Origin of the sequence: Nocardia sp. NPDC058705 (assembly GCF_042749305.1) — a bacterium.
Classification (GTDB): Bacteria; Actinomycetota; Actinomycetes; order Mycobacteriales; family Mycobacteriaceae; genus Nocardia.
Genome location: NZ_JBHYRN010000002.1, coordinates 282,061 through 306,124, shown reverse-complemented (window position 1 = coordinate 306,124; position 24,064 = coordinate 282,061). Strand labels below are relative to the sequence as shown.

The window sequence follows — 24,064 nt, the reverse complement described above, 5'->3', positions numbered from 1 at the left end:
TCATCCGGTGAGACGGCAGGTGAGGGGACGTTCATGGATCACGCACTGATCGAATCGACGTTGGATGCGCTGGTCGCGGCGAATTCGCGGGCGCTGGAACGCGAATGCGAACAGATCGCCCTGCAGTATCTCGCCCAGCAGGTGGAACCGCAGTTCGACGTCGACTCCGCGGACTTCGACCGCGATCCGCGCCTGATCTGTGCCGACCGCTACTGGAACCATCGGTTCCGCGCCGAACCGACCCTCTACACCGCCGTGCACTGCGCAGGCTGGATGGGCGATCACATCGCGGCGGCGGTGCACGAGCCGATCCGCGAGAAATGGGCGCTGGGCTATGCGTTCATCACCCGCGATTCGGTGGAGTCGGCCGACGAGATCTCCGATGCGACCGCCGACATCGTCGCCGCCGACGACAGCAGCTGCAACAAGGCCTATTTCGCGACGCTGTACCACGCGGGCAAGTTGCGGGCAGACTTCCTCTTCGACGAACTCGCGCAGTTCCTCGACTCGTCGCTGCTGGCCGTATCCACCGGGCCGCACCGGGAGTCGGTGCTGTTCAACGCCTTACGGGCGTTCGCGGCATTCGGTAGCCACCGCACCAATGCCCGATTCGCGTGCGAACTGTTCGAGCAGGTGTGGAGCGCACCGCACCGCACCTTCGCCGCGACCGACGTCGTCTTGAACGGGCTCGCGGTCAGCGCCGACTTCCCTGGCAGAGGTGAATTGCTGCGCGACCGCGCGGCCGAGGCCGTCGCGGCCTATCCCGGCAGTCACATCCTGACCTACCGGTTGGCGACCGGGCGATGGTGGTGCGGCGAGTACGACGCGGCGGCGATCGACATCGACGAAGCCCTTCGCCTGCTTCCCGCCAACGGTTGGCGGGTGAGTCATGAACTGCTGCAAGGGCAATACATCGCCCGGCGAGACGCGATCGAGGCTGCCCGAGTCCAGGACGGGCAGGCGCGGGCCGACCGAGACCGCGGCGAACGCACCGAGGCGGAAATCGGTCGCCTCGCCGAATCTGTCCGAGGTTCTGTGGTGCGGGCAGTCGAACTGGTATCGGTATTCGCCGCCGTCATCGCCTTCGCGGTCGGCTCACTCAACATCTCCCTCAACGGCAACCTGTCTCTCGGCGGCCGGTTGTGGATCGTCGCCGAACTCGGCGGTGGGCTGGCACTGTTCGCCCTGATCGTGGTCGGTGGGACGTGGGTGATCAGCGAGCGGCTGGCCCGACGATCACGTTGAGCTGCTCGGCTCCGGTGAGTCGACAGCCGTCCTCATGCCGATGCCCTCGATTGCGCGGAGACGTTCAGGCCGTGGAGGAATGACAGAGCGCAGTGGGCGACGGGCTCGGGGTGGGTCCACCACACGCCGTGGCCTGCGGTCGGACCGGCGATCACCGCGGAGACACCCGCTGCGCCGGATAGGCGCTCGGCCAGGGCTGAGGCGTCATCGGCGGTACCACCCGCTTGGTCGGCATGACCGCGCAATACCAGTGCGGGGCACTGTATTTCGTGTAGCCGGTGAGTGATCTCGTCGCGGGTGGCGAGCGTTTCCCAAGATGCGGTGGTGCGGGTGCGGTGGGGGTCGCTCAGCCAGCGGGTGATCCAGGGCTCCTGGTCTTCGGGCAGACCGCCGATGAGGAGTGGGGCGAGCGCGCGGGCCTGCGGTTCGAGGAGGGCGCCTGGATCGGTCCATGCGGCGGCCATCGCCTGGTACTGCGCGGTTTCATCGGCAGTGTTCGCGCGTGCCGCGGTCGAAGCCAGGATCAAGGCTTTGGTGCGCTCCGGATAGCGCAAGGCGAAGCGGAGCGAGGTGTAGCCGCCCTGGCTCATCCCTCCGAGGGTGACCGGACCGGGGATGGCGAGGTGGTCGAGGACAGCGGCGATGTCGTCGGCGAGATCCCAGTAGGTGAAGGACTTGGTGGGATCGGTTTCGGTGCCACCGAAACCGCGAGCATCAACGGCGATGACACGAAAATCGTTCTCCACGAACGCATCTCGAGTGCGATCGAACATGGTTCCGTCCATCAGAAACCCGTGAGACAGCACAACCGGTCGGCCCACACCGGTATCGGTGAAGTGGATGTCGGCGTGGTCGCGGTGCACATGCATGGTCGAACTCGCTCACTAGAAGTCGGGCGGTGGGTTGCCTCGGACGTTCCCCCAGAGGTACTGCAATCGTTCACCAGTGCGGCGTCGGCCGGGCGGGTATCGCATGATCAGATCTGCACGGTAGGTCGCTCTGGATCGTGGGCACGTTGCTCGGAGTCGGGTCACCACGGCGAACCCGGTTGCCTCCCGATATACCGAAATCTGTCAAGTCCACTGGATTGGGATCCGGCTTCCGCGGAGTAGCCCCGGATCACGGTGCGAATCCGATGATTCGGGGAGTGGATCGGGGTCCCTCGCAGAAGATGAGGGTGGCGCCGGGTGCGGCCGTGACCCTGTGTGGCGAGCACGATTCGAGTGCTCGATCAGGGGTGTTGTCCACGAGATCGGTGCGTTGCCAGGTTTGTAACTTGTCGGCTTGGACGCTGATCAACGCGTCGGCGGTCAGGAGAACTTCGGAGGCGGTGATCTCACGTGGGGAGAGGTTGACGAGGTGTGATCGGCTCGGGTCCTTGGCGTCTGTCAGTGTGACGGGCCCCGTGTCAGGTTTTCCGACGATGGTGCCGGTCGGCGGGTCTGCGGCGATCACCGTGAAGGGTCCGGAGATCGGGGCAGTGGGCAGCGCCTCAGGGGAGGCGAAGTGCAGGTGGTCGAAGGGGGCGCTGGTCCAGTCGATCGAGACGATCTCGTCGACGACGGACAGAACCGCCGGCCTGTTGGCGGGGTGCGGTATGTCGCGTCGGCTGATCGTCTCGCCGGTCGCCGGGTCGAAGGCGATGACTCGGGACTCTTCTGCCAGGGAACCGCCGCACATCGACACCTGATAGATCGCGCGTACGGTGACCGCGATCCGGGGAGCCGCGTCTCGGCAGGAGGTTTCGTCCGACGGTGACCACATTCGCCGTCCGGTGCGGGCCTCATATCGGACGAAGGTGTGCCCCGTTTCCCTGATCAGCAGCGATGGCAGCGGATCATTCGTGGTCCGGAATCGGTCTTGCTGCCCGGCGTCGCGAGCGAATTCGGAGTCAGTCCACAGTGTTTCGCCGGTTGACGCGTCGAATGCCATCCAGCCCAGGTTGTTCCAATAGGTGACCACGACATTCTCGGATGGAATCGACTGCATGTAGTCGGGGTTGTGTCGGACACCGTGATCGGCGGCTTTCGGGCGGAGGTAGTGCCAGCGCGGCGTTCCGGTGGCCCCGTCGTACGCGGTGAGGCCTTCTCGCGATCCGACGATAAATCCGTTGCCGCCGACGACTACCCAGCGACTGTCGATCAGGTCGACGCGGAATCGCTCGACCCCCAAGCGATCCGGGGTCGATGCGGTAGGAGTTCGTATGGCCGTGCTGTGGTCGATGAAACGAGTGTCATCACCGGCACGCAACGCGAAACCGGTCGCTGCCGCGCAGACGAGCATGCCGACCGCGGCCGAGGTCGCGCCGGCGCGGATCGGCAGCACGCGGTGGCTAGGTGGTGCGAAGCTGACAGCGAGGACGAGAACAGACCCGAGGACGATGAGATACCACGCGACAACCGCTGTCGGGAGTTGGGGATACGCCACGTAGTAGCCGAATATCCGGTCGACAGTGGAGGGGATTTCGCGGTCCGCGGAGATGAGAATCTCGACGGTGACAACTGCGGCCATGATGACGACGGGCGGGTTCCCCGCGCCCATCGCACGCAGACTCACCGACCATCGCATGGCGACGGCCAGGACAAGTAGAACCACCACGCCGAAGGCGTTTGCGAAGACTCCGAGTTGTTCCGCGATGGGGTCGTAGGAAGAAATATTCGGTTCGAACGGATTATGCGCGGCGAAGAACAGGCTGTAGCTACCGAGACCCACCCCACCGACGAGAACTGTCGTCCCCAGGATCGCGGCAGCGACGATCGCCGCCGAATAGTCCGGCAGGCGTGGCAAAGATGTGTTCATCGACCCTCCCCAGCGATGGTGCGATCACCGTCGCGGTGCTGAGGATAGCGGGTGGGTCAGTCGGTGACGTAGCCGTTGAGGCTGTTGCGGAGGTCGGTGAGGATGGCGCGGGCGGCGGTGAGACCTGTTGTGTGCCAGATCTTGTCGTCGACGGCGAAGACGCGTTTGTCGGTGGCGGCGCCGAGTTCTTCGAACTGGTCCGAGCGGAGGACTTCTTTGCCCTGGGTCTCGCCTTCGGGGCCCGCGAACATCACGTAGATGACGTCGCCTTCGGCTTTGGTGGCGAGGTCGGACTCGGTGATGTCGTAGGAGGTACCGCGTTGGGCGGTGGGGCGCTGGACGCCGACGTCGGAAAGGACCTGGGCGGCAAAGGTTTCGGTGCCCTGGACCTGGATGGTGTCGGGGGTGAAGCGCAGGACCGAGGCCTGGGATTGGCCCGCGTTCAGGGCGGGGCCGAGGTCGTGGGCTTCGGTGAGATAGGACTGCATGGCGGTTTCGGCGGCGGCGTTGCGGTTCATGCCCGCGGAATACGCGGCGAAATCGGACTGCCAGCTGCCGCCCGCGCCGATCAGCACGGTGGGGGCGATCTTGCTCAGTGCGTCGTAACCGCCTGCGGCAGGGGCGATGTCGCCGAGGATGAGGTCGGGCTTCAGTTCGGCGATGCGCGCGGGATCGGGCTGACCGATCGGGCCGACGCTGGGCACCTTCACCACGCCGTAGCCCAGGTACATCGGCTGCGTGCGATCGCCGTCGAACGTGACCGCGCCCGCGACCCGTTCCCACAGGCCCAGCGCGCAGGCCGCGTCGAGCGCGGAGGTGGTGAGCACGACGATGCGCTGCGGGTCGGCGGGCACCTGCGTGACACCGGCGGTGTGGGTGACGGTGCGGGTCGCGCCCGATCCCGCGTCGGGCGCGCTCGGCAACGGGCACGCGGTCGCGGTATCGCGATCGGCGCCGACCACACCCGCACCCGCGATATTGGTGGTGGTGCGGATGATCGTGCTCGCGTCGTCGTGCTTGTCCGCGCAACCTGCCGCGAAAGCCGCCGTGCACAGCAGGGCCACGGCAGCAGTCGTGCGACGGAATCGGGTGCGTACTCGGGCGCTCACCGGCATGCGGACGAGGGTACTGCGTCGACTACGACCCGGGTTCGCGGCCCCGAGCGCCCGTCGGCCGAGCACAGCGGCCCGTGGCCCGGATCGTCCGACCGCGCACCGTCCACCTGCGGCAGATCTACTTCGTGTTGCCGCCGATGCTGAAGTGCGCACCGGTCGGGTCGATCAAGCCGGCCAGGCGGCCGTACGGGGTGTCGATCGGGTCGAAGGCGACGGTGCCGCCGAGGGCTACGGCCTGTTCGGCGGACTTGTCGACGTCGTCGGCGCCGAAATAGACCGTCCACGAGCCGGGCACGCCTTCGGCGAGGTGGGTTCCGACGTCCAGGATGCCGCCGCCCATGGGTGGGGTCGCGTGGATGGTCGTGTACCGGAAGTCGTCGGTGTCGGCGATGGTGAGGGTGTCGCGCCAGTCGAAGACCTCGCGGTAGAAGACCAGTGAATCGTCGTAGGCGCGGGTCGTCAGCTCGAACCAGGACGGGACGCCGACGTGGTCGGACCAGTTGCCGCCGGCGACCAGACCCACCGATTCGAAGCCCGCGAAGGTGTCGGCCTGCCAGACGCCGACGCCGATCCCGCCCACATCGGCGAGCACCGCCATCGCGCCGAGATCGCCGACGGCCATCGGCTCGACGATCACATTGCCACCCGCCGCGCTCGCCTTCGCCGTGGTCGCGAGGGCGTCGGGGGAGCTGAGGTAGACGGTCCAGCGGTCGGGATACGGGTCGCCGGGATCGTCGTGCCTGCCCATCGCCCCTGCCACCGCCCGGCCGTCCTTGCGCAAGGTGGTGTAGCCGCCGAATTCCTCGCCGCCGCGTTCGGCCGTCCAGCCGAACAGTTCGCCGTAGAAGGCGATCGCGCGGTCGAGATCGGTGGTGTAGAGGTCGACCCAGGTGGGATCACCGGGCTTCGGGGTGAATGACATGACTCTCCTCCGCTGTTGGTGTGGCGCGACAGAGACGGTGACACGGGGGCATCCCGTCATCGATCATGACGCGCCGAGCGTCGAAAAGTCATCGCCGACAACCATTGCACCCACGCGACCTGCGGAGGAAGATCGGGAACGCGAACTACGGCGCGCCGAATACGACACAGAGTAGGACCCGCGCGGAATGCTGCGGCAGCACGGTTTACGATTCACTCCAACGCATGTCTGCTGCTGTTCGTTCCCGAAGACGCGGCCGGCCCTGCGAGTGACGTACAGGCATCTTCAGGAGGATCAGTGACTGCGGTAGAGCCCAGGCCAGTCCCTCAGTTGGAAGCGACTCGACCGTATCCGGCTCGGACCGGGCCCAAGGGTTCGTTCCTCTACAAGGCGGTCACCACCACCGACCCCAAGGTGCTCGGCACCATGTACTTGGTGACGGCGATCAGCTTCTTCATGGTCGGTGGCCTCATGGCCCTGCTCATGCGTGGTGAGCTCGCACGTCCGGGTCTGCAGTTCCTCTCGCCGGAACAGTTCAATCAGCTGTTCACCATGCACGGCACGATCATGCTGCTGTTCTACGCGACGGCGATCGTGTTCGGCTTCGCCAACATCATCCTGCCGCTGCAGATCGGCGCGCCCGACGTCGCCTTCCCGCGACTGAACGCGTTCAGCTACTGGCTGTACCTGTTCGGCGGCTCGATGGCGACCGCGGGCTTCGTGACCCCCGGCGGTGCCGCGGACTTCGGTTGGACGGCCTACGTGCCGCTGACCGACATCCTGCACTCGCCCGGCGTCGGCACCGACCTGTGGATCCTGGGCCTGGCCGTGTCCGGTCTCGGCACCATCCTCGGTGGCGTCAACATGCTCACCACCGTGGTCTGCCTGCGCGCACCCGGTATGACCATGTTCCGCATGCCGATCTTCACCTGGAACATCGCGGTCACCTCGGTCCTGGTGCTGCTGGCGTTCCCGCTGCTCACCGCGGCGCTGTTCGGTCTGGCCTACGACCGCCACCTGGGTGGTCACATCTACGACCCGGCCACCGGCGGCATCCTGCTCTACCAGCACCTGTTCTGGTTCTTCGGCCACCCCGAGGTCTACATCATCGCGCTGCCGTTCTTCGGCATCGTCTCGGAGATCTTCCCGGTGTTCAGCCGTAAGCCGATCTTCGGTTACACCACGCTGGTCTACGCGACGCTGGGTATCGCGGCGCTGTCGATCGCGGTGTGGGCGCACCACATGTACGCCACCGGCGCGGTGCTGCTGCCCTACTTCTCCTTCATGACCTTCCTGATCGCGGTTCCGACCGGTGTGAAGTTCTTCAACTGGATCGGCACGATGTGGAAGGGGCAGTTGACCTTCGAGACACCGATGCTGTGGTCGATCGGCTTCCTGGTCACGTTCCTCTTCGGTGGTCTGTCGGGCGTCATCCTGGCCTCGCCGCCGCTGGACTTCCACGTCACCGACTCGTACTTCGTCGTCGCGCACTTCCACTACGTGCTCTTCGGCACCATCGTGTTCGCGACCTTCGCCGGTATCTACTTCTGGTTCCCGAAGATCACCGGCCGCATGATGGACGAGCGCCTCGGCAAGTGGCACTTCTGGACCACCTTCGTCGGTTTCCACACCACCTTCCTCGTCCAGCACTGGCTGGGCGCCGAGGGCATGCCGCGTCGCTACGCCGACTACCTGCCGTCCGACGGTTTCACCACGCTGAACACGATCTCCACGATCGGTGCGTTCATCCTTGGTTCGTCGATGCTGCCGTTCATCTGGAACGTCTTCAAGAGCTACCGCTACGGCGAGGTCGTCACGGTCGACGATCCTTGGGGTTACGGCAACTCGCTCGAGTGGGCCACCACCTGCCCGCCGCCGCGCCACAACTTCTACGAGCTGCCGCGTATCCGCTCGGAGCGTCCGGCGTTCGAGCTGCACTACCCGCACATGGTCGAGCGCATGAAGGCCGAAGCGCACGTGGGCTGGGGCTCGGGCAAGCACAACGCGCATGCGTCCGAAGGCGCGCTCGCGAAGAAGTAAGACACCACCGAACGACAGGGTGTGCACCTGCTGACAGACCAGCAGGTGCACACTCTTTTTGTGGGTATTCGAACGGAGCAGATCGACTTGGCTGACACCACAGTTCTCGTGACCGTCACCGGACCTGACCGACCCGGCGTCACGTCAGTGCTGCTGGCGGCGCTGTCGCGGCACGCGGTGAGCCTGCTCGATGTGGAGCAGGTCGTGATCAGGGGCAGGCTCACCCTCGGTGTGCTGGTGTCGTGCCCCAACGACGCCGAGGCGTTGCAGGACGAGCTCGAAGAGGCGATGAACACCGTCGGCATGCAGGTCGACGTGTCGGTCGACGCGCAGATCGGCAAGCCGCCGATGTCGACGCACGCCGTCGTGGTACTCGGCGCCCCCGTCACCGCACGGGCGTTCAGCGCGATCTCGCGCGAACTCGCCTCCCTCGGCGCCAACATCGACTCGATCCGTGGCATCGCCGACTACCCGGTGGTCGGCATGGAACTGATGGTCACCGCGACCGATACGAGCCCCGAGGGCGATGCGTTGCTGCGTACCGCGCTCGCCGAGGTGGCGGTCGCCGAACAGGTCGACACCGCCGTGGAACGCGCGGGACTGGCACGCCGTGCCAAGCGACTCATCGTGTTCGACGTCGACTCCACCCTGATCACCGGCGAGGTGATCGAGATGCTGGCCGCGCACGCCGGCGTCGAGGACCAGGTCCGCGAGGTCACCGAGGCGGCGATGCGCGGCGAGCTCGACTTCGCCGAATCGCTGCGTCAGCGCGTGGCCACCCTCGAAGGCCTCGACGAGTCGGTGATCGAGGAGGTCGCCGACCGGATCGAACTCACCCCCGGCGCGCGCACCACGATCCGCACCCTGCGCAGGCTCGGCTTCCGCTGCGGCGTGGTCTCCGGTGGCTTCCGACAGGTGATCGAACCGCTCGCCCACGAGCTCGAACTCGATTTCGTGCAGGCCAACACCCTCGAGATCATCGACGGCAAGCTCACCGGACGGGTCGTCGGCGAGATCGTCGACCGGGCGTTCAAGGCGACCGCGCTGCGCAAGTTCGCGGCTGAAGCGGGCGTGCCGATGGAGCAGACCGTGGCGGTCGGCGACGGCGCCAACGACATCGACATGCTCAACGCCGCCGGGCTCGGCGTGGCATTCAATGCCAAGCCCGCGCTGCGCGAGGTGGCCGACACGGCGCTGTCGCATCCGTACCTGGACGCGGTGCTGTTCATCCTCGGCGTCACCCGCGACGAGGTGGAAGCGGCCGACGCTCGCGACGGTGGCGTGCGCCGGGTTCCCCTGCTCGGCCGCTAGCGTCGAATCGCGACCTCGACGACGCTATTAGGCTGGCGATCGGACTGGTGTCGATCGAACGGGTGTTGTGGCATGGGTAGTGGGTTGGAAGCCGAGGTACCGGCAGAGGTCCGTGACGAGGCGGCCGAGTTCGCCGCTCGGCACGCGGAGTTGGCGCAGGGTTACGGCGGCAACGGTGACCCCGACGACCCGGCGATGGTGCAGGCGATGCAGATGGTGCTGCACATTCCCAAGGCCGGTCCGCCCGCCCGCAGTGCCCTGCTGGCGGCAGCGGCCGCGGCGGCGGTCGCGGTGTGCCTCGACCCGCGTTCGGGGCCGGACGGGGAGTGGGAGCCGCGCTATCTCGCGTGGAAGCGGTCGCGGATCAGGAAGGTGGCCCGGCGGGCGCGTGGTGCGCAGTGGGTGGCGGCGCAGGATGTCGACGGGGTGACCGTCGAGGTCGACGGCGCGCAGGCGCGCGCATTCGTTCCAGGGCCGGTCGGGGAGATCGACCAGCGCATCCGCAAGCTGCAGATCGGCGGTACCGATCTCGAGCACGATGAACCAGGGCCGGTGGATGCCACATTGCCGGTGCTGTGGGTGAACGCGGCGTTGGAGATGTCGGTCGGCAAAGCGGCCGCGCAGGTCGGGCACGCGAGCATGCTGTTGGCCGGCGCGTTGCCGCTGGCCGCGGCCGCCGAGTGGGCCGAGCGGGGGTTCGGGTGCGCGGTGCGCGACGCCGACGAAAAGCAGTGGGCGGGGCTGGTGGCCGAGGTGGCGGCGGGTCGCGCGGTGGCGGTGCGCGATGCCGGTTTCACCGAGGTCGCGCCCGGTTCGATGACCGTGATCGCGGTGCCCGCGCGGGGCTGACCCGTTGTGACCGAGCAGTCGAATTCGACAGTTCGGTTGCGGATTTCACGACTCGCCGTGAATTCTGGCGTGTGCGTTCGTGGCGCGCGGGTATACGTATCCCGACGGCTTGGCACATCGAGGTACAGGGAGGTTCCGCGATGATTACGACGATTGTGGTGATCCTGATCGTCTGGGTCGCGCTGTCGGTGCCCGTCTCCTTCGTCGCCGCGCGGATGTTGCGCAGCGAGCATCGCAACACGGGGGACCCGTCGACGACCAGGGCCGACGAATTCCATCCGGGCCGGTCGCTGCGCTGAGGGCTCGCGTGGGCCAAGATGGAGCGCGTGTCGCAACCCGATCCCGATCTGCTCATCGACTTTTCCGACGTGACCATCCGCCGCTCGGGCCGAACCCTGGTCGGCCCCGTCTCTTGGCAAGTAGAGCTCGACGAACGCTGGGTGGTGCTCGGCCCGAACGGCGCGGGCAAGACCTCCCTGCTCAGAATGGCCGCAGCCGAACTCCATCCGACCTCCGGTACCGCGAACCTGTTGGGGGAGACGCTCGGTCGCGTCGACGTCAACGAATTGCGGCCGCGCATCGGGCTGTCCTCGGCGGCGGTGGCCAGCCGAATCCCGGTGGACGAGAAGGTCAGTGACCTGGTGGTCTCGGCCGGCTACGCGGTGCTCGGCCGCTGGCGCGAACGCTACGAGGACATCGACACCGAACGCGCCGTCGACATGCTGGAAACCCTTGGCGCCGAACACCTTTCCGACCGCACCTACGGCACCCTGTCCGAAGGTGAACGCAAGCGGGTGCTGATCGCGCGCGCCCTGATGACCGACCCGGAACTGCTGCTGCTCGACGAACCGGCCGCGGGCCTGGATCTGGGCGGGCGCGAGGAACTCGTCGAGCGTCTCGGCGATCTCGCCGCCGACCCGGACGCGCCCGCGATGGTGTTGGTGACCCACCACGTCGAGGAGATTCCGCCCGGGTTCACCCATGCGCTGCTGCTCAAAGAAGGTGAAGTCGTCGGCCAGGGGCTCCTGGAGGATGTGCTCACCGCCGAGAATCTGAGCAATGCGTTCAGTCAGTCGATCGCGCTGGACCGGGTCGACGGACGGTGGTTCGCGCGCCGGGCGCGGCGTTCGGGCGGGCATCGACGACGCAACTGACGTGGCTCGCTGAGCTCGTACACGCGTCGCGTCGCGTCACCTCGATTCGCTACCGCTCCCTTCCACCGGATGGCGTGCAGTCGGCCCGACTGCGATGCGGCGGCACCGACCTGGCATGCGGCAGGCACCGACCTGGCATGCGTCGATCAGGCCGGGGGATCCGCGCACCGTCGACCAAGCGGGCGTTAGGGTGCTGAAAGGTCGGCTGTGTTCGCCAACGACAGCCGGGCGCCGGGCAGTGGGTTCGGCGGTGAGAGGAACGGTATGAGTGAGTCCGGGGTCCGGGCGCGTGACGCGTCGACCGTGATGCTGGTGCGTGACGGTGCGGCGGGTATCGAGGTGTTCCTGCAGCGCCGGGTCAGCGGGATGGCGTTCGCGGGCGGGATGACGGTGTTTCCCGGCGGCGGTGTCGACGCCGCCGACGGGACCGCCGATATCGCCTGGACAGGCCCCGAACCCGCCTGGTGGGCACAGCGTTTCGGCACCGACGAACAGACCGCGCAGGCGCTCGTCGCCGCTGCCGTGCGGGAGACCTTCGAGGAATGCGGCGTGCTGCTGGCCGGACCGACCGCGGACTCCGTCGTCGACGACTCCGCGCGCTATCGCGAGGCGCGCGGCAAGCTCGAGCGCCGCGAACTCTCGCTCGCCGACTTCCTCACGGCCGAGAACCTGGTCCTGCGCGCCGATCTGCTTCGCCCGTGGTCGAACTGGATCACCCCCGAGGCCGAACCCCGCCGCTACGACACCCGCTTCTTCGTCGCGGTGCTCCCGCAGGGCCAGATCGCCGACGGTGCCACCTCCGAGGCCGCGCAGGTGGTCTGGCGGACGCCACAGGACGCCTTGGCGAGCTGGCGCACCGGCGAGCACGTGCTGATGCCGCCGACGTGGTCGCAGCTCGACGCCCTGTGCGGGTTCGCCGACACGTCCGCGGTGTTGGCCGCCGAACGGGTCATCGAGCCGATCATGCCGAAGTACTCGCCGGGCGAGGGCGGCCGTCCGCTGTCGGACTTCCCCGACAACGAGCGGTATTTCGACGAGCTGCCGCAACAGGGTGGTTTCGGCGGCCGGTAGGTTGCTCCCATGGCCGAATTCGTGACCCTCGAGCTGCCCGCCGAGCCGACCACCCGTGGCGTCGCGCTGCTGCGCATCGATCGTCCGCCGCTGAACCTCGTCGACGCCCAGCTGGCCCGCGAGGTGGCGGCCGCGGCGGCCACGGTGGCCGAGCACCCCGGCGTCTCGGCGTTGATCGTCTACGGCGACGAGCGGGTGTTCAGCGCGGGCGACGAGATGAAGGAGCTGGCCGAACTCGACGCCGGGCAGGCCGCCGCCATGGCCGCCGATCTGCAGGCCGCGCTCGGCTGCCTCACCCGGGTGCCGCAACCGACCGTCGCCGCGATCACCGGTTACTGCCTCGGCGCGGGCCTGGAACTCGCCCTCGGCGCCGATCACCGGATCGTCGGCGACAACGTGAAACTCGGCCTCCCACAGATCAAAGCAGGCCTGATCCCGCTCTCGGGCATCCGCAGGCTCTCGCTGCTGATCGGTGCGAGCCGCGCCAAGGACCTCGTCTACACCGGTCGTTTCGTTGATGCGAAGGAAGCTGCCGAGCTCGGCTTGGTCGACGAGGTCGTGCCCCCCGACGACGTCCTCACCGCCGCCCGCGCCTGGGCCGCCCAGTTCGTCACCGCCGCACCCCGCGCCCTCGCCGCCGCCAAGGCCGTCTTCGAATCCGGCCCCCACGGCCACTCCGCCGCCGTCACCGAATGGTCGGCCCTTTTCGACACCGACGACGCCCGCACCGGCACCCGCACCTTCGCCGCCGAGGGCCCGAACGCCGCGACTTTCACCGGGCGCTAGCAACCAGGCCGGAACCCGCGTTAACTTCGCTCGGGCTGGCGTTGCGAGAACCTGGGTAACCTCGCAGCCACCCGGCGCTGATGCGGTGCGAACCGCCTGTTCGGTCCGTTTCGGGCTCGCCCTCGCAGGAACCCGGCGACCGGTCCCGCGTGTCGGCGAGGGCAGTCTGTTGTCCCAGCAGTAGCGTGCCCGGGCGCACATATTAGGCTGGCCTGCATGACGGTCCATCCCGACGACCCGGCGCCGAACCCCCACGCCACCGAGGCCCAGGTCGAAGCAGCGCGCAAAGACACCAAACTCGCCCAGGTCCTGTACCACGACTGGGAAGCGGAGACCTACGACGACAAGTGGTCGATCTCCTATGACGAGCGCTGTATCGCCTATGCCCGCGGCCGGTTCGACCTCGCCGTCGGTCCGGCTCCGCTGCCCTACGAGCGTGCGCTCGAGCTCGGCTGTGGCACGGGATTCTTCCTGCTCAACCTGATGCAGGGTGGCGTGGCCAAGTCCGGTTCGGTCACCGACCTCTCGCCCGGCATGGTCAAGGTCGCGCTGCGCAACGCCGAGCACCTCGGCCTTGATGTCGACGGTCGCGTCGCCGATGCCGAGACCATCCCCTACGACGACGACACCTTCGATCTGGTCTGCGGCCACGCCGTGCTGCACCACATCCCCGACGTGGAACTGGCCCTCAAGGAGTGCCTGCGCGTGCTCAAGCCGGGCGGACGTTTCGTCTTCGCCGGTGAGCCCACCACCATCGGCAACATCTACGCCCGCCGCCTCGGCCAGGCCACCTGGAAGGTGACCACCGAGATCACCAAGCTGCCGTTCCTGTCCGGTTGGCGTCGCCCGCAGACCGAGCTGGACGAGTCCTCCCGCGCCGCCGCCCTCGAGGCCGTCGTCGACCTGCACACCTTCGACCCGAGCGATCTCGAGAAGATGGCGAAGTCGGCCGGTGCCGTCGACGTGAAGGCCACCACCGAGGAACTCGCCGCCGCCCTGTGGGGCTGGCCGGTGCGCACCTTCGAAGCCGCCGTCCCCGACGAGAAGCTGACCATGCCGTACCGCCTGGCGCAGTACCGCGCGTGGCTGGGTCTGAGCTGGCTCGACGAGAACGTGCTGCGCAAGGTCGTGCCGCGCGAGTTCTTCTACAACGCGATGATCACCGGCGTGAAGCCGGGCGCGGCGCAGAAGTAAGTGGGCTATCGCTTCGGCCGCGACGACGTCGCCTATCTCGGCAGCGCGGCAGGCCGTGCCGCGCTCGCCGAGGTCGACCGGCTGGAGCTGACCTCCGCGACGCACCTGCGCGATATCGAGCAGGTGCGTCGCTCGCACGGTGAACTGGCGCCCGCGCTGATCGAGACCGTGCGATTGCGTCGCAAGGCCGTGGTGAAGCTACCCACGGCGGGGGAGTGGTTGTTCACCGACGACGCGCTGCAGCAGGCCACACCGGCGCTGGTCGCCCGGCATCGGGCAGCCAGGTTGGCCGGTCGCGCGGTGCACGACGTGACCTGTTCGATCGGTGCTGAGCTCGCTGAGTTGGCCGAGGTCTGTCCGGCCGTGATCGGGAGCGATCTGGACGACGTGCGCTTGGCGATGGCCGCCCACAACCTCGCCACCGTTCCCCCGTCAGCGACCGGCGACATCGAGTCTGTTCAGGCGAGCGACAACGGTGCGTTCGTGGCCGCCGAACCCACCGCCGGGCGCGATGCGTTCGACCGCCTGCGAGTCGGCCACCGAAACATCGTGCTGGCCAAGGCCGATGCCCTCACCCCGACCACCCGCGACACCGTGATCATCGCCGATCCCGCGCGCCGAGCAGACGGCCGCCGCACCTACGACCCCGCGAAACTCCAACCCCCACTTCCGGATCTGCTCGCCGCCTACGCGGGCCGCGACATCGCCGTGAAATCCGCCCCCGGCCTGGATTTCGACCGTCTCGCCTGGGACGGCGAAGTCGAAATCGTCTCCCTCGACGGCGCCGTCCGCGAAGCCTGCCTCTGGTCCCCCGGCCTCACCGACCCCGCCGTCACCCGCCGCGCCACCGTCCTCGACTCCCGAGGCACCACAACAACTCTCACCGACGCCGCCCCCGACGACATCCCCGACCTCCCGCCCGGCGACTGGATCATCGACCCCGACGGAGCCGTCGTCCGCGCAGGCCTGGTCCGCCACTACGCCGCGAAACACGGCCTCTGGCAACTGGACCCGCGTATCGCCTACCTCACCGGCGATACGGTCCCTGTGGGTATGCGAGGGTTCCGTATCGAAGACCGCTTCGAACTCCGCGAGAAGACGCTGCGCCAAGAGCTCAACCGCCGCGACTGCGGCAGTCTGGAAATCCTCGTCCGCGGCGTCGATGTCGATCCCGACGCCTTGCGTAAGAAGCTCAAACCACGTGGATCCCGGCCTTTCACGTTGGTCATCACCCGAATCGGTCGCACCGCAACGGTTTTCCTGTGTACGGCACATACGGCACAACTGATGGCACCGCGCTGACCGATCCCGCAACTCCACGGTCGAACCACGATAGTCTCGGCAACGAGTCGTAGTGTGTCGATGGCTGGATCGAGCGGTGGGGAGTTGTGCATGGTCGTGCCACGTGGGGTTCCGGCGGGGCCCGAGGTATTCATCAACCGGCAGCCGGATTTCGAATGGATGGATGACTTCTGGACGCGGCAGACCACCGCGAGGGTCGGTGTCTGCACCGGGCTTCCGGGGGTCGGAAAGACGGCATTCGTTCGCCGCTGTGTCGAAAAGGTCAGGGTCGAAGGGATGTTCGCCGATGGCGACCTGCATGTCGACTTCGGTCCGGTCGACGGTGAGGAGATGTCGGTCACCGATGCACTCGTGATGTGCCTGCATGAGTTGGGCATCAGCATCGAACCGGGCCGCCCACGCTTGCAGCACCTCTCGAACCGCCTACGCAGCGTTACCGCGCAGCGCTCTGTATTGATCGTGCTCGAGAATGTCACCGATTCCGCCCAGGTGATGCCTTTCATCCCCAACAGCGCATCGAGCGCGGTACTGGTGATCAGCAATAGTCCCCTGACCGAATTGGCGGCCGAGAATGCGGTGGTGCGACGGTTGTCGCTGCTGGATGGGGAAGTCGGTCACCATCTGCTGAGTGAATGGATCGGGGCGCGTGCGCAGGCCGAGCCGTCGGCGGTGGCCGACCTCGTTCGGCTGTGTGGCGGCCTTCCGGTGGCAATGCGGGTCGTGGCGAACCGACTGCTGGAGCGCCCCGCCTTGCGGATCGAAACGGTCGTGGCCGGAATCGACGCTGACGAGATCGGGCTAGCGCCTTTCGTGCTGGCGGGGCAGGCGGCGAATCTGTTCGCTGTGTTCTCGGAAGCGTACGCGGCGCTGGGGAAGGCCCAAACCGACGCGATAGCGGCGAATGACAAGGTTCGCGCGGTCGCCGCCGCGGACGCCGCGCGGTTGTATCGTCTCCTCGGTTGCTATCCGGGACACGATCTCAGCACGGAGTCGGCCGCCGTTCTGATGGCGTGCGACAAGGAGCGAACAGGCGCCGCGATCGCGATGTTGATTGCCGTGGGTTTGGCCGAGAGGGACTCCACCGGGGAGCGACTGTCCGTGCATCCGTTGCTGCGACGCCATGCGGCTACCCTGTCGGAGAAGCTGGACTCCGACCGTGAACGGACCGAGGCGCTACTGCGCATCACCCGGCACCTGCTGGTCCGGGCAGCCTTCGCCGATCTGGCGATTCTCGGCCGCGATCGGTACCGGTGCCGCCCGGAGACGCTGACGCAGGGCTTTCTCCCACCATTCAAAGGTTCGGGCGCCTACCTCGAAGCGCTGGGCTGGCTCGACAATGAGCGGATGAACTTGCTCGCTGTCCAGCGTGCTGCCGCCCGCAACGGTTGGCAGGAGCTGTCCTGGCAGCTCGCCGAAGCTCTCTCGGCTCTCTACGTGACCAAGCGCTATTACGTGGACTGGACGGTGTCGTCGAAGATCGGTGCCGACTCAGCGAGGGCGGCGAACAACATTCGCGCCGAGGCCCGTCTGCGCAGCTTCAGTTCCCGCGCTTGGAATGAACGGGAAGATCACGCGCGCGCCGAGACCGAGCTGATCGTGCTGGCGCTACCGCTGGCGGAGTCCGCGGGCGATGCGCGACTGCTCGCCTCGGTCTGGGAGCTGATCGGGCGCCACCGCGAACCCGGTGATCCGAGTGCGGCCGCAGCGGCGTACCAGCGTTCCCTTGCCCTTTTCGCCGGCGAGAACGACGAGCGCGGAACAGCTTTCGTGATGTTCTTCGCGGGCGTGGCTGCTGACCGAGCCGGTGATCGGGATCAGAGTGAGGCGCTGCTGCGTGCCGCGTTGCCGCTGGTTCGTGCCGAAAACAACCCACGCATGCTCGGCCGCTGCCTGACCGAGCTCGGCCGAATCAGCATTGATCAGGGAAAGGCGGACGGTCCGACCTTGCTCGCCGAGGCGGTCGAGGTGCTGTCGGCTTCCGGCAGCACCTACTACGAGGCTCGCGCACACGACCAGCTCGTTCGTCTCGCCGTTGCGGTCGGCGATCTCGCGGCTCAGCGCGCGGCACTGACCCGGCTGATCCAGTTGCACCGTGAATTGGATTCGGACCGGGTCGAAGAGCTCACCGAGACGTTGGCTCGTCTGCCCGATCAACCGTGAACGAGATGTCCATCGTGTGCGCACCCGCTCCGACAGTGATGCGCTGATCATCGAGGCAGCCGTCGAGCAGGCGGCAGTACAGCGCCGAGGCGATCAACGCAGCATGGTGCGGGTGTGACGAAGTAGAGACCGCGGTGACCGTCATGCCACCACGCAGCGCCGCGACCGCACCGTGCGGCGTCCTCGCCACCGCGAGTCGCGCACCCGGATAGTCGATCAATATCGAACGAGCCCAGTGTCTTCCGAGGCCCGGGTCCAGCTCGCGATCGTGCGTGATCGCGGCGGCGCGTTCGATGATCTTCGGATCGGGCTCGGCTTCCCCGGCAACGACATGTGTTTCCGGCAGCGGGTCCGCGTGGCGGTACTGCCATACCGCCGCGGGGATCCGCACGAGACCCAGCGCCGCGTCGGTGGTCCGGTCGGCTCGGACCACGAAGGAATGGACCGGACGGAAATCGCACTCCGGGACCGGGATTCGTGACGCCGGTGTTGTGTGGGCGGGCAGCGCGACACCGAGTTCGCGATAGATCAGGGACTGGACGTTGTGCGCCGCGATACCGACGTCGGCGAACACCTGGTCGGCGATGTGCTGGTAGCGGCCCGTTCGATGGGTGGTGACGGCCGCATCGAGCTGGCGGCGTAAGTCGTGATCGGGGTGCAGCGTCGGTGCCGCTGCGGCCAATGCCGCCACCGGTGTGCCGGAGACAGTCTCGGCGGCCGGTCCTACCATCAGCATCGGTCGATCCAGGGCCGCGGCGAACAGCCCGAGCGATCCTTGATCGGACACGACGATGTCGGCGGCGATCAGCGCGGCATGCCAACCGGATTCGGGTGGCATCAGTACCATTCCGGCATCGAGGGCGGATGCGAGCCACAATTCGATCTGCAACCTGCCGTAACGAGCCCAGACATTCGGGTGCAACACCACGACCACCTGATAGGAATCGACGGGCAGCGCGGCGAGCAGCTGTGCGGGCAACTCGGACCTGCGGCCGATCAGCGACTCCGTGCCCCAGGTGGAAGCGAGGGTGACCAATGTTCGATCCCCGGTGCCGAACGCCGCACGGTAGCGGGTACGAAGGCCGAGGCTGGCAAGCAGGCGGTCATAGGTCGGGTCACCCACGATCGCGGTGCACGCTGCCGCGTGTGGGCTTGCCGCGGCGAGTTGTGCGTGTTGGTCGGGGTGCGAAAGGGTCACCGTGACTCGGCCCGCGCGCAACGTCACCTCCGGCGGGAGCCCGGCCAGTCGAAGTGCCGAATTATCCCCGACCGGGAGCATTTTGTTGAATCCGAGACCATGCGGCAACAGAATGGTGTGCGTTGTGATAGCGGTAAAATCTATATTTTCACTCGCCGACAAAGCGAGGTGATAATGAAATGTGCCGTCGACGATATTTTTCCAGGGTACTAGAAATGCGCCTTTTGCGCGCAAGAGGTCGTGTACTCCGGCGCTGAATGCCGAAGTGCCGTGCACGGTGAAGGCGACTCGTATTCGAAGATCGTCTCTGAGCCAGGCTGTGGCTTCCAGGAGCCGATATGTCGAGGTGAATGTTCTTGCCACGAAGAGGACGGTGTATTCGGCAGTGCGGATCGTGTCCCAAGCCGGGTTGTTATCAAATGGCTGCTGGGCGGCCGGCAAGCGATCCATCAGTGGAATCCCCACCGAACACGCCCACAAAATCTAGTTTCCGGTTTCCGGTTTCCGGTTTCCGGTTTCCGGTTTCCGGTTTCCGGTTTCCGGTTTCCGGTTTCCGGTGCAATCTTAGCAATTCAGTGGTTTTCCGGTGGTTTAATCGCAGGATCGCGCCGTCCAGATATTCCGGTCGACAGATCATCCGGGTGACTGCTGACTGGACGAGCACGGAACTCCCTATAGTGACAACTGGATCGGCGACGCCGAACAACCCTAGCCGATTCACGGTCGGCTCGAACCGAAGCGCTACTGCTCTGGGTGGCCGATGCCAGGGGGCAGCGCGGTAGTCGAGTCGACTACCGCCGCGCGCACCATCGCTTCGGTCAGACCGATGACGGTACGCAGGTCGGTCCCGGTGAGATCTGCTCCGATCAGATCGGCACCGGTCAGGTCGGTCGAGTCCATGACGGCGCCGCAGAGTCGAGCTCCACGAAGATTCGCGCCGGTCAGATCTGCGCGGGTGAGATCGGCGGTGAACAGTACCGCATCAGTCAGGTGGACACCGGCGCCGGAAGCCTCGGTCAGGTCGGCGCCGGTCAGGTCCGCCCTGTCCAGTTGCGCGCCGACGAGCCGCGCTCGGCGCAGGATCGCGCCAGCCAGCTGAGCATGCGCCCATTTCGCCCCGGTGAGGTCGGCATCGGTGAGGTCGGCACCGGTCATGTCGGCGGTACGGTGTTCGTCCCGACCGAGGCGGACCCCGCGCAGTCGCACGCCGGGCAGATCGACGCCGCGCAACCACACTCCGGTCAAATCGAGGGGGGTTTCGTCGCGATCGGGTCTGCCGCGCAGTGCGGCGACAGCTGCTCTGACCTCGAGCGGATGTTCGGGTGTTCGGGTGGGATCGGTCGGCGCGACTGCGAATCGCCGCAGTATGTCGCAAATAGATTCGAGCGCCAACATGTGGTCGCGGGGCGAACCGAGCATGAACTCGAACAGTGTGCGCACCCCGGCTGCCCGAACGTACGATTCCTCAGCCGCGAGACGTCCGGCGGCGGAGTCGAACCAGCCGATGAGATGTTTTTCAACGTCGAGCCGCTGTTTGTCCTGTTCGAGGTAGTGACGGGAGACCCCGAATTTGATGACGGCCAGCGCGCTGAGCACACTGGCCAGTGCGCTGAGCACTCCAACGGAAGCGATGAGCTGACCACGCACCGCTGTCTCAGCGGTTACTCGCTCGGCAGGCGTCATCGTCGCCGGGCCGATCACCCATCCCGGCGCTACCATCGTCAGCCATCCCAGCGCTGCGAGGAGAGCGCAAATCCCTACCGCGACAACAGCCCACATCGCTTTCGACTTCATCCCACCCCTACGACGCCCGGTCCGTAACAGAGTCCACAATGCCATCTCGCACGTCGGGATGTCGATCGAGATGGTGTCCGCGAGTGCGCCTGCGACGTCGCGGCCGGCTTGTCGGTATCGGGGTCTAGTCTCAGCGCCCGAAGGACCAATCGGAGGAGGTCGGTTGTGGTGGATGCAGCGATCGAGACAGAATTCCCGCGCGGGATCGGCAAGGTAGCGACTCGTGAGTTGGCCGCACACGGCTATACCCGCTACGCGCAGCTGACCGAGGTGACTGCCAAGGAACTACTGGCCATCCACGGTGTCGGGCCCAAGTCGATTCGGATTCTCGGGGAGGAATTGGCTGCTCGTGGACTCGGGTTCGTCGGCTAGGTTTCCATCTTCTTCACGACCCGCTGCACCGTGAGCCAGGTGCGGGTGGTGATGTCCTTGCCGTAGGTCTTTTCCAGGCTCGCCATGAAGTCGGGGGTTTTGCCGGTGGTGTTGTCGATGACGGTGAGGAAGGCGCGGGCCTTGCGGTCGTAGCCGATGACGCGGATGAGGGGGTCGTCGTCGAAGGCCTTGATGTCGGCTTCGCGCATCGTCGATTTGAAGAAGGTGACGGTGAGGTAGGAGCCGCGTTCGTGGGGGAGGCCGTCGAAGGGGTCGCGGTCGAGGAGGGCGCGCAGTACGGGGTGGCTGCGGATGATGGTGCCGCCGGGGATGCCGAGTTCGGTGTTGAGTGCCTGCTGGATGCGGGCTTCCAGGTCGGCGGGGTCGTCGGCGGTGCGGAAGACGACGTTGCCGCTGGTGAGTACCGAAGCGACCTTCTCGAAACCGAGCCCCTCGAACACCCCGCGCAGTTTCTCGTTGCGCATGTTCGGGTTGGTCGGCATGATCCCGCGCAGCAGTGCCGCATAGCTCTCCACGCCGCTGACCGTACCGACCGCCACCGACAGAAACCATCGCAAAGAGCAGCCGTGTCAGGACTTGGCCGCGGCGTTCTTCTTCCGCTCGATGTCGGCCAGTGCCGCCATGTAGGCCGCGCGCTCCTCGGCGCTCGCATCCCAGGCGACCTTGCGGTTCTTCACGACCTTGGCAGGCGCGCCGACCGCGATGCTGTAGTCGGGCACATCCCCACGCACCACCGCGTGCGCGCCGAGCACGCACCCGCGGCCCACCCTGGTGTCGCGCAGCACGGTCACCTTGGCGGCGATCCAGGTGTCGGGGCCGATGCGGACCGGGCTCTTGACGATGCCCTGGTCCTTGATGGGCATGTTGATGTCGTCCATGCGGTGGTCGAAGTCGCAGATATAGCACCAGTCGGCGACCAGCGTGGATTCACCGATCTCGATGTCGAGGTAGGTGTTGACGACGTTGTCCTTGCCGAACACCACCTTGTCGCCGATGCGCAGCGAGCCCTCGTGGCAGCGCAGGGCGTTGCCGTCGCCGATGTGCACCCAGCGGCCGATTTCCATGCGCGCGAATTCCGGCGTCGCGTGAATTTCCACATTGCGGCCGAGGAAGACCATTCCGCGCAGCACGATATGCGGGTTGGCCAGGCGGAACTTGGCCAGACGGTAGTAACGCACCAGGTACCAGGGGGTGTAGGCGCGGTTGGCGAGCACCCAGCGCAGCGAATCCTTGGTCAGGAATCGGGCCTGCTGCGGATCGCGGCGGCGTGAACCACGCCAGCGCGCGCTCAACGGCGCGCCCCACATGCTCGTCACGAACTAGTCTCCCGTCATGATCCGCCGGGCCTGCCCCGAGGATTCGGTCATCGGGTACACAGAGTACTTTCGCAAGGCACACTTACCGTGCCATACCCCGACTAAACAGGGAGATCAGCAGGTGCGAACTCGGACTCGCGTCGTTGCCTCGCTCGCTGCCGCCGGTGTGGTGGCGCTGGCCGGGTGCGGCACGGATGTGGACGACATCACCGTCGGTGCCGGAAAGGGTTGGCCCGCAACGCATCACGGCGGCACCAATGCGAGCAACAGCCCGGTCTCTGGTGCGGACTCGGTGTCGTTGAGCTGGTCACGTCCGGTGGGTGGACCGATCGCCCAGCCGTTGACGATCGGCGCCGAAGGCCAGATGTTCGTCACCACCAGCACCGGCAACTGTGCGATCTTCTCCTTCCAGATGCTCACCGGCCGCAAACGCTTCTGCAACCCGCTGGGACCTTCGACGATCGAGGCGCCGACCGTGCTCGACGGGGTCACCAATGTCTATGTCGGTGACGACGGCGCGGTGAATTCGTTCAACTACCTCGGTCAGCCGCGCTGGCGCACCCCCGTGGCGGGCGTCCCGGTGGCGATCCAGTTCACCGGTGACGGCAATGTGCTGACGGTGACCCAGTCCGGTCAGGTCGACGTGCTCAGCCGCCAGACCGGCGGTCGGGTGGTGCCGACGGTGCAGTTGCTCGGTGAACCCGATTTCCTGCAGTACCCCGGCCTCACCCGTCCCGCTTCCGGCGACGGACTCGACGACTGCCAGGTCGGCGGGCCACGCTGCGCCGTCGCCAACACCACCGCCGTCGACCCGTCGACCGGCCGTTTCTTCGTCACCGTCTGGGAGCCGGGCAAGCCCGCCGCCGCGCTGCGCGCGATGCGCTACGCCGACGGCGCCGTGACCCAGGAGTGGAACGCCGAGGTCCTCACCGGCGGCAGCGCGACCAGCCCCGCCCTCTCCGCCGACGGCGACACCGTCTACATCGGCGACAACAGCAAGCGCCTGATCGCCATGAACACTGCCGACGGTGCCACCCGCTGGGTCCAGCCCCTGTCCTGGGCCCCCCGCGGGGGCATTTCCGTCGCCGGTGATCTGATCATTCCCGCGGGCGACGACGGTTACCTGACCGCTCTGCGTGACAACGATGACAAGGCCGAAATCGTTTGGGAGCGAAAGGATCTCGTGCTCCGTGGCACCCCCGCCCAAACGGCGGGCGACATCGGCTACACAGTCGCCGCGATCGGTGCGGGCCTCAACCTCATCACCTTCGACACCACCAACGGCAACACCATCGACTCCGATCCGCTGCCTGCCGCCACGGGAACCACCACGGGCACCTCGATCGGGCCCGAAGGTGAAGTCGTCGTCGCCACTCGCCTCGGCGAGATCTTCGCCTTCACGCCGGACGCCTGAC

Annotated in this window: 21 protein-coding genes; 13 read left to right on the top strand and 8 right to left on the bottom strand. The window is 66.8% G+C overall.

Annotated features, from left to right (window positions below):
- The first annotated feature begins 33 nt into the window (after positions 1-33).
- On the top strand, positions 34-1,245 hold the full coding sequence (locus ACFW6D_RS04525; protein ID WP_379324697.1) for a hypothetical protein: 1,212 nt from the start codon (positions 34-36) through the stop codon (positions 1,243-1,245).
- 32 nt (positions 1,246-1,277) lie between these two features.
- Here the strand turns inward: ACFW6D_RS04525 and ACFW6D_RS04520 are convergent, their stop codons facing one another.
- The 4 genes from ACFW6D_RS04520 to ACFW6D_RS04505 all read right to left on the bottom strand — a co-directional run bounded on the left by ACFW6D_RS04520 (position 1,278) and on the right by ACFW6D_RS04505 (position 6,081).
- Positions 1,278-2,114, bottom strand: a complete 837-nt coding sequence (locus ACFW6D_RS04520) for an alpha/beta fold hydrolase (RefSeq protein ID WP_379324695.1) — start codon at positions 2,112-2,114, stop codon at positions 1,278-1,280.
- A 250-nt stretch (positions 2,115-2,364) separates the two neighbouring features.
- Positions 2,365-4,044 carry a PQQ-binding-like beta-propeller repeat protein gene (locus ACFW6D_RS04515; RefSeq protein ID WP_379324693.1) on the bottom strand — a complete coding sequence of 560 codons (1,680 nt, stop codon included), beginning with the start codon at positions 4,042-4,044 and terminating at the stop codon, positions 2,365-2,367.
- Between the two features lie 56 nt (positions 4,045-4,100).
- Complete coding sequence (locus tag ACFW6D_RS04510; RefSeq protein ID WP_379324691.1) at positions 4,101-5,159, bottom strand: ABC transporter substrate-binding protein; 1,059 nt, start codon at positions 5,157-5,159, stop codon at positions 4,101-4,103.
- Positions 5,160-5,277: 118 nt separating this feature from the next.
- The gene (locus tag ACFW6D_RS04505) at positions 5,278-6,081 is read right to left on the bottom strand and encodes a VOC family protein (protein ID WP_379324689.1); all 804 of its coding nucleotides are present in this window, start codon (positions 6,079-6,081) and stop codon (positions 5,278-5,280) included.
- A 297-nt stretch (positions 6,082-6,378) separates the two neighbouring features.
- Between ACFW6D_RS04505 and ctaD the strand changes: the two genes are divergently transcribed.
- The 10 genes from ctaD (at position 6,379) to ACFW6D_RS04455 (ending at position 17,948) form a co-directional block, all read left to right on the top strand.
- Positions 6,379-8,121 carry a cytochrome c oxidase subunit I gene (gene ctaD, locus ACFW6D_RS04500; RefSeq protein WP_379233512.1) on the top strand — a complete coding sequence of 581 codons (1,743 nt, stop codon included), beginning with the start codon at positions 6,379-6,381 and terminating at the stop codon, positions 8,119-8,121.
- Between the two features lie 81 nt (positions 8,122-8,202).
- Positions 8,203-9,432, top strand: a complete 1,230-nt coding sequence (serB, locus tag ACFW6D_RS04495; protein WP_379325036.1) for a phosphoserine phosphatase SerB — start codon at positions 8,203-8,205, stop codon at positions 9,430-9,432.
- 72 nt (positions 9,433-9,504) lie between these two features.
- Positions 9,505-10,281, top strand: coding sequence for a peptidyl-tRNA hydrolase (locus ACFW6D_RS04490; protein WP_379324687.1), 777 nt, complete (start codon positions 9,505-9,507; stop codon positions 10,279-10,281).
- 140 nt (positions 10,282-10,421) lie between these two features.
- The gene (locus tag ACFW6D_RS04485; protein ID WP_379324685.1) at positions 10,422-10,580 is read left to right on the top strand and encodes a hypothetical protein; all 159 of its coding nucleotides are present in this window, start codon (positions 10,422-10,424) and stop codon (positions 10,578-10,580) included.
- An 18-nt stretch (positions 10,581-10,598) separates the two neighbouring features.
- Entirely contained in the window at positions 10,599-11,435 is an 837-nt protein-coding gene (locus ACFW6D_RS04480; RefSeq protein WP_379324683.1) for an ABC transporter ATP-binding protein, read from the top strand.
- Positions 11,436-11,699: 264 nt separating this feature from the next.
- Positions 11,700-12,506: an NUDIX hydrolase gene (locus tag ACFW6D_RS04475; RefSeq protein ID WP_379324681.1), complete on the top strand. Its 807-nt coding sequence runs from the start codon at positions 11,700-11,702 to the stop codon at positions 12,504-12,506.
- A gap of 9 nt (positions 12,507-12,515) precedes the next feature.
- Positions 12,516-13,292: an enoyl-CoA hydratase-related protein gene (locus ACFW6D_RS04470; RefSeq protein ID WP_379324679.1), complete on the top strand. Its 777-nt coding sequence runs from the start codon at positions 12,516-12,518 to the stop codon at positions 13,290-13,292.
- Between the two features lie 216 nt (positions 13,293-13,508).
- Positions 13,509-14,486: a class I SAM-dependent methyltransferase gene (locus ACFW6D_RS04465; RefSeq protein WP_379324677.1), complete on the top strand. Its 978-nt coding sequence runs from the start codon at positions 13,509-13,511 to the stop codon at positions 14,484-14,486.
- Positions 14,487-15,788 (top strand): class I SAM-dependent methyltransferase, encoded by a 1,302-nt coding sequence (locus ACFW6D_RS04460; RefSeq protein ID WP_379324675.1) that lies wholly within the window; start codon positions 14,487-14,489, stop codon positions 15,786-15,788.
- 90 nt (positions 15,789-15,878) lie between these two features.
- Entirely contained in the window at positions 15,879-17,948 is a 2,070-nt protein-coding gene (locus ACFW6D_RS04455; RefSeq protein WP_379324673.1) for an NB-ARC domain-containing protein, read from the top strand.
- Here the strand turns inward: ACFW6D_RS04455 and ACFW6D_RS04450 are convergent.
- On the bottom strand, positions 17,911-19,146 hold the full coding sequence (locus tag ACFW6D_RS04450; protein WP_379324671.1) for a hypothetical protein: 1,236 nt from the start codon (positions 19,144-19,146) through the stop codon (positions 17,911-17,913). The two genes, ACFW6D_RS04455 and ACFW6D_RS04450, sit on opposite strands and share 38 nt — an antisense overlap.
- A 741-nt stretch (positions 19,147-19,887) precedes the next feature.
- Positions 19,888-20,865, bottom strand: coding sequence for a pentapeptide repeat-containing protein (locus ACFW6D_RS04445; RefSeq protein WP_379324669.1), 978 nt, complete (start codon positions 20,863-20,865; stop codon positions 19,888-19,890).
- A 243-nt stretch (positions 20,866-21,108) separates the two neighbouring features.
- On the opposite strand from ACFW6D_RS04445, the gene ACFW6D_RS04440 reads away from it, so the two are divergent.
- A complete protein-coding gene (locus tag ACFW6D_RS04440; RefSeq protein WP_379324667.1) occupies positions 21,109-21,312 on the top strand; it encodes a hypothetical protein in 204 nt (67 codons plus the stop codon).
- On the opposite strand, the gene ACFW6D_RS04435 is transcribed toward ACFW6D_RS04440, so the two are convergent.
- A complete protein-coding gene (locus ACFW6D_RS04435) occupies positions 21,309-21,848 on the bottom strand; it encodes a DUF1697 domain-containing protein (RefSeq protein ID WP_379324665.1) in 540 nt (179 codons plus the stop codon). The two genes, ACFW6D_RS04440 and ACFW6D_RS04435, sit on opposite strands and share 4 nt — an antisense overlap.
- Positions 21,849-21,902: 54 nt before the next feature.
- Complete coding sequence (locus tag ACFW6D_RS04430) at positions 21,903-22,649, bottom strand: acyltransferase (protein WP_379324663.1); 747 nt, start codon at positions 22,647-22,649, stop codon at positions 21,903-21,905.
- Between the two features lie 121 nt (positions 22,650-22,770).
- Here ACFW6D_RS04430 and ACFW6D_RS04425 point away from each other — a divergent pair, with 121 nt between their 5' ends.
- Positions 22,771-24,063: a PQQ-binding-like beta-propeller repeat protein gene (locus tag ACFW6D_RS04425; protein ID WP_379324661.1), complete on the top strand. Its 1,293-nt coding sequence runs from the start codon at positions 22,771-22,773 to the stop codon at positions 24,061-24,063.
- Position 24,064: the final 1 nt, after the last annotated feature.

Coding starts and splice junctions, on each gene's coding strand:
- ACFW6D_RS04525 (WP_379324697.1), top strand. CDS start 34: ATGGATCACGCACTGATCGAATCGACGTTGGATGCGCTGGTCGCGGCG.
- ACFW6D_RS04520 (WP_379324695.1), bottom strand. CDS start 2,114: ATGCATGTGCACCGCGACCACGCCGACATCCACTTCACCGATACCGGT.
- ACFW6D_RS04515 (WP_379324693.1), bottom strand. CDS start 4,044: ATGAACACATCTTTGCCACGCCTGCCGGACTATTCGGCGGCGATCGTC.
- ACFW6D_RS04510 (WP_379324691.1), bottom strand. CDS start 5,159: ATGCCGGTGAGCGCCCGAGTACGCACCCGATTCCGTCGCACGACTGCT.
- ACFW6D_RS04505 (WP_379324689.1), bottom strand. CDS start 6,081: ATGTCATTCACCCCGAAGCCCGGTGATCCCACCTGGGTCGACCTCTAC.
- ACFW6D_RS04490 (WP_379324687.1), top strand. CDS start 9,505: ATGGGTAGTGGGTTGGAAGCCGAGGTACCGGCAGAGGTCCGTGACGAG.
- ACFW6D_RS04485 (WP_379324685.1), top strand. CDS start 10,422: ATGATTACGACGATTGTGGTGATCCTGATCGTCTGGGTCGCGCTGTCG.
- ACFW6D_RS04480 (WP_379324683.1), top strand. CDS start 10,599: ATGGAGCGCGTGTCGCAACCCGATCCCGATCTGCTCATCGACTTTTCC.
- ACFW6D_RS04475 (WP_379324681.1), top strand. CDS start 11,700: ATGAGTGAGTCCGGGGTCCGGGCGCGTGACGCGTCGACCGTGATGCTG.
- ACFW6D_RS04470 (WP_379324679.1), top strand. CDS start 12,516: ATGGCCGAATTCGTGACCCTCGAGCTGCCCGCCGAGCCGACCACCCGT.
- ACFW6D_RS04465 (WP_379324677.1), top strand. CDS start 13,509: ATGACGGTCCATCCCGACGACCCGGCGCCGAACCCCCACGCCACCGAG.
- ACFW6D_RS04455 (WP_379324673.1), top strand. CDS start 15,879: ATGGTCGTGCCACGTGGGGTTCCGGCGGGGCCCGAGGTATTCATCAAC.
- ACFW6D_RS04445 (WP_379324669.1), bottom strand. CDS start 20,865: ATGGTAGCGCCGGGATGGGTGATCGGCCCGGCGACGATGACGCCTGCC.